The organism is Pedococcus bigeumensis (genome assembly GCF_039531795.1).
Lineage (GTDB): Bacteria > Actinomycetota > Actinomycetes > Actinomycetales > Dermatophilaceae > Pedococcus > Pedococcus bigeumensis.
Genome location: NZ_BAAAQS010000001.1, coordinates 1,518,912 through 1,532,859 on the forward strand (window position 1 = coordinate 1,518,912; position 13,948 = coordinate 1,532,859).

Below are 13,948 nucleotides of genomic sequence, written 5' to 3' on the forward strand. Positions count from 1 at the left end.
CGGTCGAAACAGGGTCGTGCGGTCGAAACAGGGTCGTGCGGTCGAAACAGGGTCGTGCGGTCGAAACAGGGTCGTGCGGTCGAAACAGGGTCGTGCGGTCGAAACAGGGTCGTGCGGTCGAAGCATCCGGCCGCGGCCGACGCACCTGCCTCAGTCCTGCCCTTCGCCGTGGAACGCCGCCCGGACGACGGCGCATTCCCCATGATGGTCGTGGGCACTGACATTGCGCCCAGCGCGCAACGGCGGGGTGGTCGTCGGTCAGCTCCCGAGCGGCCCCGCGATGGCGTGCAGCAGCCGGCCCTGCGCCTCGCGCTCGAGCCGCAGCTGGGTCTCGCGATCGGCGTCCACCGCGCTGCGCAGGAGCGGCTTGAGCTCACGCAGCGCCGCCTCCGGTGCGGCGAGCAGGGCGGCGACGAGGTCGTCGGTCGTGGCCGCGAGGGCAGCCACGGGGACCGCGACGTTGGCCAGCCCGATCGCGACGGCCTCGGCCGCGCCGACGAAGCGCCCCGTGGCGCAGATCTCGAGGGCCCTGGCCACCCCCACGAGCGAGACGAGCGGGGCCGTGCCACCGAGGTCGGGCACCAGGCCGAGGGAGGTCTCGCGCATGGCGAGCTGCACGTCGTCGGCGACCACCCGCAGGTCGGCAGCGAGGGCGAGCTGGAAGCCCGCGCCGATCGCGTGGCCCTGCACGGCCGCCACGACCACGGCCCGCGCCTCGGACCAGGCCGAGAAGCCGCGCTGGAAGGCCTCGATGGTCGCTGCTGCCCCCTCGGCGCTCTCGGCCGCCATCGCGATCATGTCGGTCTCGCCCGGCACGCCTCCGGGTGCGAGCATGGCCCGGTCGAGCCCGGCGGAGAACGACGGGCCCGCGCCGCGCAGCACCACGACCCGGACCGCTGGGTCGAGGTCGACCGCGAGGTCAGCCAGCGCCAGCCAGAGGCTGGGGGTCTGGGCGTTGCGACGCTCCGGGTTGTCGAGAGTCACCGTGAGGACGGCTCCGTCACGCGCGACGGACAGGTGCGGGTGGGGCTGGGCTGCGTCGGTCACGCAGGCAGGCTATCCGCCCGTTCGAGCACCAGGTGGGCCGCCGCCGACGTGTGCGCCAGGGCGCCGGGCACCATGGACACCCCGGCCCGGCCACAGTGCTGGGCCATCCGGTCGCGCAGGACCCCCTCGGCCACCATGAACGACACCGCCACCGTCCGCTCGACCTCGTCGGGCAGTCGCCGCAGCACCTGGTCGAGGGTCGAGCCACCGTCGAGGGCGGCCACCCCCCACGGTCCCCACCCCTCTCGGGGGTGGTCGGCGATGGTGTGCCCCACCGTGGCCACGGCTTCGCTGTCACTCGACCCGGCGGCATACAGGAGCACGGCGGTGGTGGGGTCGGGTGCGATGCCCTCGGCGGCGAGCAGCTCCTCGGCGGCCTCCAGCAGCAGCGCGTGGGGCCCGAGTGGCGCGGCGAGGGAGACCGTGGAGCCGGACGCCGCCACGAGCTCTTCGACCGCGGCCGGGACGTCGACCTTGGCGTGGTACGCAGGGGTGACGAGCACCGGGACGACGACCACGTGCTCACCGAGGTCGGCGCCCGCCTCGGTCGCGTTGGGCCCGTGGTGGTCGAGGTATGCCGTGTGCACCGTCCGGTGCGGAGCCAGCTGGCGCACGTGGGTGGCCAGGGTCTCGACGCCCTGGGCGTGCCGGGGGTCCGGCGAGCCGTGGGCGAGCAGCACGATGTCGGTGTCGGTGGTCACGCCGTGACGCTACTCCCCGAGAGGTCGCCGAGGTGCTCTCGCAGGGCCACGACCTGGCCGACGACGACGACCGCGGGGGCACGCACGCCGGCCGCCTCGGCGTCGGCCGCCGCCGCGGCGAGGGTGGTGGTGGTCGTGCGCTGTTCGGGGGTCCACCCGCGCTCGACGAGCGCCACCGGCGTGTCGGACGGGCGCCCCGCGGCCACGAGCGCGGCGGCGGTCTCCGCGAGGCGGGTGACCCCCATCAGGAGCACGAGCGTCGCATCGGGAGCCGCGTCGGCGGCGGCGGCCAGGACGTGGTCGGCGCCCTCGTGGGCGGAGGCGACCACGAACGACGCCGCCACCCCACGATGGGTCACCGGGATGCCGGCCGCCGCGGGGACGGAGACGGCCGAGGTCACGCCGGGCACGACCTCGACGGGCACGCCGTGGGCGAGGCAGTGCATCGCCTCCTCGCCACCGCGGCCGAGGACGAAGGGGTCGCCGCCCTTGAGCCGGACCACCCGCCTGCCGAGCCGGGCGTGGTGCACCAGGAGCTCGTTGATGCGCTCCTGGCTGACAGGGTGGTTGCCGGGCGTCTTGCCCACGTCGACGACCTCGACGTCGGAGCCGAGGGTCCGCAGCAGCCCGCGCGGGCCGAGGCGGTCGGTGACGACGACGTCGGCAGCGGCCAGGAGGGCCCGTCCCCTCACGGTGATCAGGTCCTCGGCACCCGGACCGCCGCCCACGAGCGCGACGCGACCCACGCCCCCGGCCCCGCCCGCCGGCGCCCCGTCGGCCCCCGCCGACGTGGAGGGCCGGACCCGGCGCACGGGCAGCGTGCCACTCTCGAGCGCCGCGAGGACCGCGTCGCGGACCGCCGAGGCTCGTCGCGGGTCGCCACCGGCGCTGACCGCCACGGTGAGCCCTTCGCTCGCGGTGCCGACGGATCCCCGCGCGACGGCAGGCGTCCACGCGGTGGAGGCCCCGGCGTCGTCGGCGCGGACGCACCAGATCCGCGCCGCCTCGGCTTCCCTGGCCACCTGGGCGTCGACACGGGAGTCTCCGGTGGCCGTGTGGACCAGCCACGCGGCAGTGGGTTCGAGCAGGTCGCCCGCGACGTAGTCGCGCTCCCGCCGGACGAGCCGCCCGGTCGCCACCAGGGCCGCGAGGTCCTCGCACACGAAGGGCGCGATCACCTCGACGAGGGCGCCGGACTCGACGAGCGCGGCGGCCCTGCGGGCGGCGACCGGGCCACCGCCGACCACGACGGCCCTGCGGCCGGTCAGGTCGAGGGTCAGGGGGTAGGAGGGCGAGCCCATCAGATGCCCTCTCCGATGCTGCGGTCCGGCGCGTCGGCCATGCCGGCGGCGAGGGTCGAGCCATCGGCGTCGTCGATCAGGAGGAAGGCGCCGGTGCGGCGCAGCGTGCGGTAGTCGTCGATGGCGACGTCGTCTGCCAGGCGCAGGCGCACGCGGCCAATGGCGTTGAGCGCCAAGCCATCCGGGGCCGCCTGCTGCTCCATGGTCGCGATGTCGAGCTGGTCCACCACGTCGTCGACCAGGGCGCGGACGGTGCGGGTGCCGACCCTCAGCAGGACCCGGTCACGCTGGCGCAGCGGACGCTCCGACAGCACGGCGACGGTGCCGGACAGGTTGCGGGTGGTCAGGCTCGGCTCGTCGGCGGCGGCGAGCAGGTCGCCCCGTGAGACGTCGAGGTCGTCGGCCAGGCGCAGCACCACCGACTGTGGCGCGAAGGCCACGTCGAGCGACTCCAGCGAACCATCGGCCCGGGCCCGGTCGATGCCCGCGACGGTGGTGCGGGCCCCCCCGGGCAGGACGGTGACCTCGTCACCGGGGCGCACCACCCCCGAGGCCAGCCGACCGGCATACCCGCGGTAGTCGCGGTGCTCGGTGCTCTGGGGCCGGATGACGTACTGCACCGGCAGGCGCAGGGGTTGGGCCGACGGGTCGGTGCCGACGGGCACCGACTCGAGGTGCTCGAGCAGCGTCGGACCGGTGTACCAGCCGGCCCGGTCGGTGCGGTCGACCACGTTGTCGCCGAAGAGGGCGGACACCGGCACGGCCACGACGTCCTCGATGCCGAACCGCGCCGCGTGCCGCACGAACTCGGCCACGATCTCGTCGAACCTCTCCCGCGACCACTCGACCAGGTCCATCTTGTTCACGGCCACCGCGACGTGGCGGACCCCGAGCAAACCGGTCACCGCGAGGTGGCGGCGGGTCTGCTCGACGACACCGTGGCGGGCGTCGATCAGGATCAGGGCGAGCTCGGCCGTGGAGGCACCGGTGACCATGTTGCGCGTGTACTGCACGTGCCCCGGGGTGTCGGCCAGCACGTAGGAGCGGGTCGCCGTCGAGAAGTAGCGGTAGGCGACGTCGATGGTGATCCCCTGCTCGCGCTCGGCCCGGAGGCCGTCGGTCAGCAGGGCGAGGTCGGCGGCGTCAAGGCCCCGCTCCCGGCTCACCCGCTCGACCGCGTCGAGCTGGTCGGCGAGAACGGACTTCGTGTCGTAGAGCAGCCGCCCCACCAGGGTGGACTTGCCGTCGTCGACCGAGCCGGCGGTCGCGAGCCGCAGCAGGTCGTGCCGGTGGGTGGGCGCGTGGTCGTCAGCGGTGGCGAGGGTCACGGCAACATCCGCCGCACGGGTCGCAGTCATCAGAAGTACCCCTGCTTCTTCCGGTCCTCCATGGCAGCCTCCGACATCCGGTCGTCGGCCCGCGTGGCGCCGCGCTCGGTGAGTCGGGACGCCGCGAGCTCGAGGATCACGCCGGCCACGTCGGTCGCGTCGGAGTCGACCGCACCGGTGCAGCTCATGTCGCCGACCGTGCGGTAACGCACCATCCGGCTCTCCACCCGTTCGGAGTCCTTGGGACCGCCCCAGTCACCCGCCGAGAGCCACATGCCGTCCCGGGCGAACACCTCGCGCTCGTGGGCGAAGTAGAGGTCGGGGAGGGCGATGCCCTCGCGCTCGATGTAGCGCCAGACGTCGAGCTCGGTCCAGTTCGAGAGGGGGAAGACCCGGACGTGCTCGCCCGGCGCGTGCTTGCCGTTGTAGAGGTCCCAGAGCTCGGGTCGCTGCCGCCGCGGGTCCCATGCCCCGAAGGAGTCGCGCAGGCTGAAGACGCGCTCCTTCGCGCGGGCCTTCTCCTCGTCGCGGCGGCCGCCACCGAAGACGGCGTCGAACTTCCCGGCCTCGATGGCGTCGAGCAGCGGCACGGTCTGGAGCGGGTTGCGGGTGCCGTCGGGCCGCTCGCGCAACCGGCCGTCGTCGATGTAGTCCTGCACGTGTGCGACGACGAGGCGCACCCCGAGCCGCTCCACCACGGCGTCGCGGTAGTCGAGCACCTCGGGGAAGTTGTGGCCGGTGTCGACGTGCAGCAGCGCGAAGGGCAGCTGGCCCGGCGCGAACGCCTTGAGCGCCAGGTGCACCATGACGACCGAGTCCTTGCCCCCGGAGAACAGGATGACCGGGCGCTCGAACTCCCCCGCCACCTCGCGGAAGATGTGGATCGCCTCGGACTCGAGGTGGTCGAGGTGGTCGAGGGTGAACTCGTCGGGCAGCGCCCGCGCGGCGGTCGTCGTCATGTGTGCAGCCCGCATTCGGTCTTGTCCTTGCCGGCCCAGCGGCCGGCCCTGGCGTTCTCGCCCTCGGCGACGGGGCGGGTGCAGGGGGCGCAGCCGATCGACGCGTAGCCCTCCTGTCGCAACGGGTTGAGGAACACCCCGTGCTCCTCGACATAGCGGTCGACGTCGTCGTCGGTCCACCCGGCGATCGGGTTGAGCTTGACCATCTCGCGCTTCTCGTCCCAGCCGACGATCCCGATGTCGGTCCGGGTCGGCGCGTCGACCCGGCGCATCCCCGTCACCCAGGCGTCGTGGGTCGACAGTGCCCGGTTGAGCGGCTCGACCTTGCGCATGGCGCAGCAGGCGTTCGGGTCGCGGTCGTGCAGCCTGGGGCCGTGCTCCGCGTCCTGTTGGGCGACGGTCAGCAGCGGGAGGATGGTGCGGATCGTGAGGGGCAGCATCGCCTCGTAGGCGTCGCGGGTGCCCAGCGTCTCGACGAAGTGGTAGCCGGTGTCGAGGAAGAAGACATCGGCGCCCGGGATGGTGGTGCCGACCAGGTGGACGAGCACCTCGTCACCCATCGACGACGCCACCGTGAGGCGCTCCCCGAAGGTCTCCTGCGCCCAGCGCAGCGCCTGCCGCGCCAGCTCCACGCGCTGCTCGTGTGCCGCGGCGTCACCCTGCGCCTCGAGCGCGGCGAAGCGCTCCTCGCCGGCCGCGGCCAGGGCCCGCAGCTCCGCGGCAGACCGGGTGCCACTGACTCCGTCGGTGTTGCTCGCCGGGTCGGTGCCGCTGACGGCGTCGGTCTCGGTCGCGCTCATGGCTGCACTCCTCCCCGGAGCTCGGCTTCCTCGCGCAGGCGTCCCGGGATGCGGGTCGTGTCGAGGGCGGCCATCTGCACGGTGAAGACGCGGGCGCAGGCGTTGCAGCGCCAGGCTCCCTGCGGCTCCTCGACCGGGCGGAGGTCCTCCTCGGCGCAGAACGGGCAGTAGTAGATGATGCTGGCGCGCGGGCTGTCGCTCATCGCAGGTCGTCCTCCTCGGCGCGGTGGGCCCAGTGGGCGAACGACTCGTCGCCGTCGCGTTGCGCGACGAAGCGGCCGGCGAGGCGCTCGACGTAGTCGGGCAGGTCCTCGGCGCGCACCTTGAGTGCGCGGGTCTTGCGGGCCAGCTGCGGCTCGGTGCCGAGCCCGCCGCCGAGGTGCACCTGGAAGATCTCGACGAGGTTGCCGTCGTCGTCGGTCTGCACCATGCCCTTGAGCCCCACGTCGGCGACCTGGGTGCGGGCGCACGAGTTGGGGCAGCCGTTGATGTGGATGGAGAACGGCACGTCCCAGTCGGGCAGCCTGCGCTCCATCTCGGCGATCACGGTGTGCGCCCGGGCCTTCGTCTCGACCAGCGCCAGCTTGCAGAACTCGATGCCGGTGCAGGCCATCAGGCCGCGGCGCCACTCGCTGGGGGCACTGGGCAGCCCGAGCTCGTCGAGGGCGGCGGTCAGGGCGGCGACCTCTTGCTGCGGCACGTCGAGCACCAGCAGCTTCTGGTGGGCGGTGAGCCGCACGCGACCGGAGCCGTGCCTCGCGGCCAGCCCCGCGACGGCAGACAGCGTGGTGCCGCTGACGCGGCCGGCGACGGGGGCGACGCCGACCCAGAAGCTGCCGTCCTGCTGAGGGTGCACACCCACGTGGTCACGCCGGTGGGCACTGGGCGCCGGCGGAGCGGGGCCGTCGAGGAGGACGCGCTTGAGGTAGTCGTTCTGCAGCACGTCACGGAACTTCTCCGGGCCCCAGTCGGCCATCAGGAACTTCAGCCGGGCCCGGTTGCGCAGCCGCCGGTAGCCGTGGTCGCGGAAGATCGAGACGACGCCCTTCCAGACGTCGGGGACCTCGTCGAGCGGCACCCAGACGCCCAGGCGCTGGGCGAACATCGGGTTGGTGGAGAGGCCTCCCCCGACCCAGACGTCGAACCCCGGGCCGTGCTCGGGGTGCTCGACCCCGACGAAGGAGATGTCGTTGACCTCGTGGGCGACGTCGAGGCTGGGGCTGCCCGAGATCGCGGTCTTGAACTTGCGGGGCAGGTTGGAGAACTCCGGGCTGCCGATGTAGCGGTCGAGGATCTGTCGCACGGCGGGCGTGCCGTCGAGCACCTCATCGGCCGCGATGCCGGCGACCGGCGAGCCCAGGATGACTCGGGGGGTGTCGCCGCACGCCTCGGCGGTGGTCAGGCCGACGGCCTCCAGCCGCTGCCAGATCTTGGGCACGTCCTCCACCCGGATCCAGTGCAGCTGGATGTTCTGCCGGTCGGTGACGTCGGCAGTGTCGCGGGCGAACTCCCGGCTGATCTCGGCGACCGTGCGCAGCTGGTCGGCGTCGAGCGCGCCGCCGTCGCTGCGCACCCGCAGCATGAAGAACTCCGCGTCGAGCTCGCTGGGGTCGAGGGTGGCGGTCTTGCCGCCGTCGATCCCGGGCTTGCGCTGCGTGTAGAGGCCCCACCACCGCATCCGTCCGCGCAGGTCCTCTCCCGGGATGCTCGCGAAGCCCTCCTTGGCGTAGACCTCCTCGATGCGGGCGCGCACGTTGAGGCCGTCATCGGCCTGCTTGAACTCCTCGTTGGCGTTCAGTGGCGTGCGGTCGCCGTCGGCCCAGGCTCCGGTCGCCTTGCCTGCCTGCCGCTGGGGACGGATCGGGGTCTGCGTCACGCCACTATTCTGCCCGTTCGCTTATGCATTGCATAACCGTCCATTATCCGACCGCAATTCCCACCAATTCGATGGGTATGCCGCGTGGCCGCGACCGTCGCCTCTCGGCTCGCGACTCAGGCCAGGGAGATGAGGTCGAGGTAGTCCTGGCCCCAGTGGTCCTCGATGCCGTCGGGCAGCAGCAGGATCCGCTCCGGCTCGAGCGCCTCGACGGCCCCCTCGTCGTGCGTGACGAGGACCACCGCTCCCTTGTAGGTGCGCAGGGCGCCGAGGATCTCCTCGCGCGAGGCCGGGTCGAGGTTGTTGGTGGGCTCGTCGAGCAACAGCACGTTGGCGCTGGAGACGACCAGCATGGCCAGCGAGAGCCGGGTCTTCTCGCCGCCGGAGAGCACCGCGGCCGGCTTGTCGACGTCGTCGCCGCTGAACAGGAACGACCCCAGCACCTTGCGGACCTCGGTCTCGCCGAACGAGTCCGGTGCAGCCGACTTCATGTTGGCGAGCACCGTGCGCGAGACGTCGAGGTTCTCGTGCTCCTGCGCGTAGTAGCCGAGCTTGAGGCCGTGGCCGGGCTCGACCTGACCGGTGTCGGGCTGGTCGGCCCCGGCGAGCATGCGCAGCAGCGTGGTCTTGCCGGCACCGTTCAGCCCGAGCACGACGACCCGCGACCCGCGGTCGATCGCCAGGTCGACGTCGGTGAAGACCTCCTGGCTGCCATAGGAGCGCGACAGCCCGGAGGCCCGCAGGGGCGTCCGGCCACAGGGCGCGGGGTCGGGGAACCGCAGCTTGGCCACCTTGTCGCTGGTCCGCTCCCCCTCGACCCCGGCCAGCATCCGCTCGGCGCGCTTGATCATGTTCTGGGCGGCCACCGCCTTGGTCGCCTTGGCGCGCATCTTCTCGGCCTGCTCCATCAGGGCAGCGGCCTTCTTGGTGGCGTTGGCGTACTCGCGCTTGCGGGCCCGCTCGTCGGTCTCGCGCTGCTGGAGGTAGGGCTTCCAGCCGACGTTGTAGAGGTCGAGCTCCGCGCGGTTGGCATCGAGGTGGAACACCCGGTTGACGACGGCGTCGAGCAGCTCGACGTCGTGGCTGATCACGACCAGGCCACCCTGGTAGCCCTTGAGGTAGTCGCGCAGCCAGCCGATCGAGTCGGCGTCGAGGTGGTTGGTCGGCTCGTCGAGCAGCAGCGTGGCAGCCCCCGAGAAGAGGATCCGCGACAGCTCGACCCGGCGGCGCTGGCCACCGGACAGCGTCGACAACGGCTGCCCGAGCACGCGCTCCTCGAGTGACAGGGCACTGGCGATGGTCGCGGCCTCGGACTCGGCGGCATACCCGCCCTCGGCGGTGAACTCGGCCTCGAGCCGCGAGTAGCGGCGCATCGCCTTGTCGCGGGTCTCGTCGTCGGCGCTGGCCATGGCGCCCTCGGCCTCGCGCATCTGGGTGATGATCCGGTCGAGCCCGCGGGCCGACAGGATGCGGTCGCGGGCCAGCACGTGCAGGTCGCCGGTGCGCGGGTCCTGGGGCAGGTAACCGACCTCGCCGGTCGCCGTCACCGAGCCCGCGGCAGGCTGGCCCTGACCGGCCAGGACCTTGGTGAGGGTAGTCTTGCCGGCGCCGTTGCGGCCCACCAGCCCGACCCGGTCGCCTGCCGCGATCCGGAACGTCGCACCGTCGAGCAGGAGCCTGGACCCAGCACGCAGCTCGATCCCACTGGCGGCAATCACGACGGAACTCCAGACATCACAGAGGGGGGTGGGGGCGCTCCGACGAGTTGCGGATGCGCCGCTCAGAGGCTGAGATCACTAGTCTAACTTGCACAGTTGCCCGACCGGGACAGCTGCACCGGGGAGCGACCCACCCACGACCGCGGAGGCCAGATGAGCTTCAACGACGACGTCAACATCGGCGGCTCCCAGGTCGGGTCCGGCGGTGGTGGCGGCGCACCCGGCGGCATGGTCGTCGGCGGCGGCATCGGCGGCATCATCCTGCTGGTCATCGCGCTCATCTTCGGCATCAACCCCAGTGACCTGCCGACCAACCCCGGTGGTGGTGGCAGCGACCAGGGCCAGGTCCAGCCCGGCGGCACCGAGCAGGACTCCGAGCTCGCCAACTGCAAGACCGGGGCCGACGCCAACAAGAGCGACGCCTGCCGCGTGAAGGCCACCGTCCTGGCGGTGAACACGTTCTGGTCGCAGGAGCTGCCGAAGTACAAGCGCGAGTACACCCCCGCGAAGACGATCCTCTACAACGGCTCGACGCAGTCGGCCTGCGGCACCGCGAGCAACCAGGTCGGACCGTTCTACTGCCCGCTCGACAAGCAGGTCTACATCGACGCCAGCTTCTTCCAGATCCTCACTGACCAGTTCGGCTCGAGCAGCGGCCCGCTGGCCCAGGAGTACGTCGTGGCCCACGAGTACGGCCACCATGTCCAGGACCTCCTGGGCCTGCTGGACGAGGCGCAGAAGGACCCCAAGGGCGAGCAGAGCGGCGGCGTGCGCATCGAGCTCATGGCCGACTGCCTCGCCGGCGTCTGGGCCAACCACGCGACCGAGACCAAGGGCGAGAGCACCAAGGGCGGCGAGGTCGCCTTCCTGAAGCCGTTGACCGACCAGGACATCAAGGACGCGTTGTCGGCGGCCTCCTCGGTCGGCGACGACCGCATCCAGGAGAAGACCCAGGGCCGGGTGAGCCCGGAGTCGTGGACCCACGGCTCGGCGGCCGCGCGCCAGAAGTGGTTCACCACCGGCTACAAGACGGGTGACCTCAACCAGTGCGACACGCTGAGCCCTGACACCGTCGAGTAGGCCCGCCGGGTCTCGTCCCGCCGCGCGGGCGGCTCAGGCGTCCGTGGGCCCGGGGTGCGCCTTGTCGAGCTCCTGCAGCAGCCGGTGCGCCGCCAGCTCCACGTCCTTGTGGCGCCACTCGGCGGCGCGGTAGACACACGCGATGAGCCCGCTGCGGTGGACCTTGGTGAAGTCACCGTAGGCGAAGGCGTGCCGCGCCTTGGTCCCGTCGTTGGCCCCCTCGGTGAGCCCGAGGAACCACTGCGGGTAGTCGTCCCAGCCGTGCTCCTCGAGGAACGCGTTCTCCGCCTCCGCGTCGGGCTGCACGGCGCCCCACTCGCTGTCGAGCACGACCTTGCCGGCCCTGATCAGCTCGCGGCAGTGCCGCACCGCCGCGCGGTTCACCGTGTACTTCGCCATGCCGCCATCATGCGCCCGTCAGTCCTCGATGGTCACCCGCACGGCTCGGCCCCGGCGCAGGGCCTCCTCCAGGACGTCCCGCCGCGGGTCCGGGAGGTCGTACAGCTCGCGCCGCGGGAGGGCGTCGAGGTGCGCCAACCGCGGGTCGTCGAGGACCGCGCGCACGAGGGCCTTGTCACCCCCCACGACCAGACCACGGGGTATGCCGCGCGGCAGGATCCGCAGCGTGTGCTCGGCGACCGCGCGGACCAGCTCGTCGGCCTGGTTGCCGCGTCGCCGGGCGAAGCGTTGCTGCGACCAGCCGCCCGCGGCGGTCCGGGACTGGACGTGCCGCTTGCCGACCTTGGACTCGCTGAACAGCGGGCCGGCTGCCAGGCCCACGGCATACCCGCCGCGCCGGATGAGCAGCACGCCCACGGGGTCGTGCGCGAACTCCTCACGCCCGGTGACGCGCTGCGGCGAGTCGGCTCCCGCGTTGTTGGCGGCAAAGCGCTCGAGCCAGCCGTCGAGCCGCTCGGGAGCGACCTCGACGACGCGGGGCCGAGGGTCGGGCGAGGAGGGGCCGGAAGGGCTCAGAGGTTGAACCCGAGGGCCCGCAGCTGCTCGCGGCCGTCGTCGGTGATCTTGTCGGGGCCCCACGGCGGCATCCAGACCCAGTTGACGCGGTAGGACGCGACCAGGCCCTCGAGGGCCTGCGCGGTCTGGTCCTCGATCACGTCGGTCAGCGGGCAGGCGGCCGAGGTGAGGGTCATGTCGAGGACGGCGTGCTTCTGGGCGTCGACGGTGATGCCGTAGACGAGCCCGAGGTCGACGACGTTGATGCCGAGCTCGGGGTCGACCACGTCACGCATGGCCTCTTCGACGTCGGCGACGTTGGGGGTGGCGGTGGTGGTCTCGCTCATGACTCGTCCTTGCTGGTCGGGGTGCTGCTGGTGGTGTCGCTGCTGGTCGGGGTGCTGCTGGTGGTGTCACTGCTGGTGGTGTCGATGCCTGCCTGGTGCAACGCGTCGGTGAAGGCCATCCATCCCAGCAGAGCACACTTCACGCGAGCCGGGTACCTGCTGACCCCCGCGAAGGCCACGCCGTCACCGATGACCTCCTCGTCACCGGCATCGGCACCCTTGGAGGTGAGCATGGTGCGCATCGCCTCGTGGGTGGTCATCGCCTCGGCCACGGTGTGCCCGATGACCTCGTCGGCCAGCACACTGGTGGAGGCCATCGAGATCGAGCAGCCCAACGCGTCGTAGGAGAGGTCGCGGACCACGGCGTCGGGACCGGTGCCCTCGACCTGCACCCGGAGGGTGACCTCGTCACCGCAGGTCGGGTTGACGTGGTGCACCTCGGCGCCGAAGGGCTCGCGGAGCCCGGCGTGGTGCGGCCGCTTGGAGTGCTCGAGGATGAGCTCCTGGTAGAGGTCCATCAGCTGGCCACCCCGAAGATCGCGGGCACCCGGTCGAGCGCTTCGAACATCGTGTCGACCTCGGCCGCCGTGTTGTAGGCGGCCAGGCTGGCCCGGGTCGTGGCGGTGACGCCCATCCGGCGGTGCAGGGGCCAGGCGCAGTGGTGTCCGACGCGGACGGCCACGCCTGCGTCGTCGAGCACCTGCCCGACGTCGTGGGCGTGCACGCCCTGCACGTCGAAAGCCACGGCCCCGATGCGGTCGACCGCCTCGACCGGACCGACGACGCGCACCCAGGGTCGCTGGGCCAGACCGGCCAGCAGCCGCTCGGTGAGGGCGTGCTCGTGGGCGGCGACGCGGTCGAGGCCCAGCTCGTCGAGGTAGTCGATGGCGGCCCCGAGACCCACGGCCTGGGCCGAGTTGGGCGAGCCGGCCTCGAAGCGCTGGGGCGGCGGCGCGTAGGTGCTCGCTTCCATCCGCACCGTCTCGATCATCGAGCCGCCGGTGATGAAGGGGGGCATGGCGTGCAGCAGCTCGCTGCGCCCCCAGAGTGCACCGACTCCGGTGGGGCCGAACATCTTGTGCCCGGAGAACGCCGCGAAGTCGACCCCCAGGTCAGCCACGTCGAGCCGCAGGTGCGGCGCGGACTGGCAGGCGTCGAGGACCGTGAGCGCGCCGACCGCCCGGGCGGCCGCCGTGAGCTCACGGACCGGGTTGACGGTGCCGAGCACGTTGGACACGTGGGTGAAGGCGAAGACCTTGGTGCGCTCGGTCAGCAGCTCCCCGAGGGCGGGCCCGTGGACTCCCTCGAGGTCGAGCCGACCCTCGTCGGTGACCCCGACCCAGCGCAGCGTCGCCCCGGTGCGCCGCGCCAGCTCCTGCCACGGCACGAGGTTGGCGTGGTGCTCCATCTCGGTGATGAGGATCTCGTCACCGGCCCGCAGGTCGAGCCGGGGGTCCTTGACCTGGCCGGCGACCGAGTTCGAGAACGCGTAGGCCACGAGGTTGAGCGACTCGGTGGCGTTCTTGGTGAACACCACCTCCTCGGCGGCTCCCCCGACGAACCGGGCGACCTTCGCGCGGGCACCTTCGTAGGCGTCCGTGGCCTCCTCGCTGAGCTGGTGGGCCCCGCGGTGCACGGCGCTGTTGACCTGCTCGCTGAAGGCGCGCTCGGCGTCGAGCGCACCGGCATACCGCTGCGACGTGGCCCCGGAGTCGAGGTAGACGAGCGGCTTCCCGTCACGCACCGTGCGCGACAGGATCGGGAACCCGGCCCGGATCCGGGCCAGCTCCCCTTCGGAGAAGGGCGTGGCGCTCATGACAGGTGCCTGGTGCTCGAC

The 13,948-nt window shown here is 72.3% G+C and carries 15 protein-coding genes; 1 reads left to right on the plus strand and 14 read right to left on the minus strand.

Annotated features, from left to right (window positions below; genetic code table 11):
• Nucleotides 1–258: 258 nt before the first annotated feature.
• From ABD262_RS07320 to ABD262_RS07360, 9 genes are all read right to left on the minus strand, one after another.
• Nucleotides 259–1,047, minus strand: a complete 789-nt coding sequence (locus ABD262_RS07320) for an enoyl-CoA hydratase/isomerase family protein (protein WP_344133336.1) — start codon at nucleotides 1,045–1,047, stop codon at nucleotides 259–261.
• Nucleotides 1,044–1,748, minus strand: a complete 705-nt coding sequence (locus ABD262_RS07325) for a sirohydrochlorin chelatase (RefSeq protein ID WP_344133339.1) — start codon at nucleotides 1,746–1,748, stop codon at nucleotides 1,044–1,046. Before ABD262_RS07325 ends, ABD262_RS07320 begins: the two co-directional genes overlap by 4 nt.
• A complete protein-coding gene (gene cobA, locus ABD262_RS07330) occupies nucleotides 1,745–3,049 on the minus strand; it encodes a uroporphyrinogen-III C-methyltransferase (protein ID WP_344133342.1) in 1,305 nt (434 codons plus the stop codon). Before cobA ends, ABD262_RS07325 begins: the two co-directional genes overlap by 4 nt.
• Entirely contained in the window at nucleotides 3,049–4,407 is a 1,359-nt protein-coding gene (locus tag ABD262_RS07335; protein ID WP_344133344.1) for a sulfate adenylyltransferase subunit 1, read from the minus strand. Before ABD262_RS07335 ends, cobA begins: the two co-directional genes overlap by 1 nt.
• On the minus strand, nucleotides 4,407–5,336 hold the full coding sequence (cysD, locus tag ABD262_RS07340) for a sulfate adenylyltransferase subunit CysD (protein WP_344133347.1): 930 nt from the start codon (nucleotides 5,334–5,336) through the stop codon (nucleotides 4,407–4,409). The genes ABD262_RS07335 and cysD overlap by 1 nt, the downstream gene beginning before the upstream one ends.
• Nucleotides 5,333–6,136 (minus strand): phosphoadenylyl-sulfate reductase, encoded by an 804-nt coding sequence (locus tag ABD262_RS07345; protein ID WP_344133350.1) that lies wholly within the window; start codon nucleotides 6,134–6,136, stop codon nucleotides 5,333–5,335. The genes cysD and ABD262_RS07345 overlap by 4 nt, the downstream gene beginning before the upstream one ends.
• On the minus strand, nucleotides 6,133–6,339 hold the full coding sequence (locus ABD262_RS07350; protein WP_344133352.1) for a hypothetical protein: 207 nt from the start codon (nucleotides 6,337–6,339) through the stop codon (nucleotides 6,133–6,135). Before ABD262_RS07350 ends, ABD262_RS07345 begins: the two co-directional genes overlap by 4 nt.
• Nucleotides 6,336–8,012 carry a nitrite/sulfite reductase gene (locus ABD262_RS07355; RefSeq protein ID WP_344133355.1) on the minus strand — a complete coding sequence of 559 codons (1,677 nt, stop codon included), beginning with the start codon at nucleotides 8,010–8,012 and terminating at the stop codon, nucleotides 6,336–6,338. The genes ABD262_RS07350 and ABD262_RS07355 overlap by 4 nt, the downstream gene beginning before the upstream one ends.
• Before the next feature lie 116 nt (nucleotides 8,013–8,128).
• On the minus strand, nucleotides 8,129–9,730 hold the full coding sequence (locus ABD262_RS07360) for an ABC-F family ATP-binding cassette domain-containing protein (protein ID WP_344133358.1): 1,602 nt from the start codon (nucleotides 9,728–9,730) through the stop codon (nucleotides 8,129–8,131).
• A gap of 153 nt (nucleotides 9,731–9,883) precedes the next feature.
• Here ABD262_RS07360 and ypfJ point away from each other — a divergent pair, with 153 nt between their 5' ends.
• The gene (gene ypfJ, locus ABD262_RS07365) at nucleotides 9,884–10,810 is read left to right on the plus strand and encodes a KPN_02809 family neutral zinc metallopeptidase (RefSeq protein WP_344133361.1); all 927 of its coding nucleotides are present in this window, start codon (nucleotides 9,884–9,886) and stop codon (nucleotides 10,808–10,810) included.
• Between the two features lie 33 nt (nucleotides 10,811–10,843).
• On the opposite strand, the gene ABD262_RS07370 is transcribed toward ypfJ, so the two are convergent.
• The 5 genes from ABD262_RS07370 to ABD262_RS07390 are packed head-to-tail and all read right to left on the minus strand — an operon-like array spanning nucleotide 10,844 to nucleotide 13,927.
• Entirely contained in the window at nucleotides 10,844–11,209 is a 366-nt protein-coding gene (locus tag ABD262_RS07370; protein WP_344133364.1) for a hypothetical protein, read from the minus strand.
• 18 nt (nucleotides 11,210–11,227) lie between these two features.
• The gene (locus ABD262_RS07375; protein WP_344133367.1) at nucleotides 11,228–11,848 is read right to left on the minus strand and encodes an acVLRF1 family peptidyl-tRNA hydrolase; all 621 of its coding nucleotides are present in this window, start codon (nucleotides 11,846–11,848) and stop codon (nucleotides 11,228–11,230) included.
• Nucleotides 11,782–12,111, minus strand: coding sequence for a metal-sulfur cluster assembly factor (locus ABD262_RS07380; RefSeq protein WP_344133370.1), 330 nt, complete (start codon nucleotides 12,109–12,111; stop codon nucleotides 11,782–11,784). Before ABD262_RS07380 ends, ABD262_RS07375 begins: the two co-directional genes overlap by 67 nt.
• Nucleotides 12,108–12,629, minus strand: coding sequence for a Fe-S cluster assembly sulfur transfer protein SufU (gene sufU / locus ABD262_RS07385; protein WP_344133373.1), 522 nt, complete (start codon nucleotides 12,627–12,629; stop codon nucleotides 12,108–12,110). Before sufU ends, ABD262_RS07380 begins: the two co-directional genes overlap by 4 nt.
• On the minus strand, nucleotides 12,629–13,927 hold the full coding sequence (locus tag ABD262_RS07390; protein WP_344133376.1) for a cysteine desulfurase: 1,299 nt from the start codon (nucleotides 13,925–13,927) through the stop codon (nucleotides 12,629–12,631). Before ABD262_RS07390 ends, sufU begins: the two co-directional genes overlap by 1 nt.
• Nucleotides 13,928–13,948 lie beyond the last annotated feature (21 nt).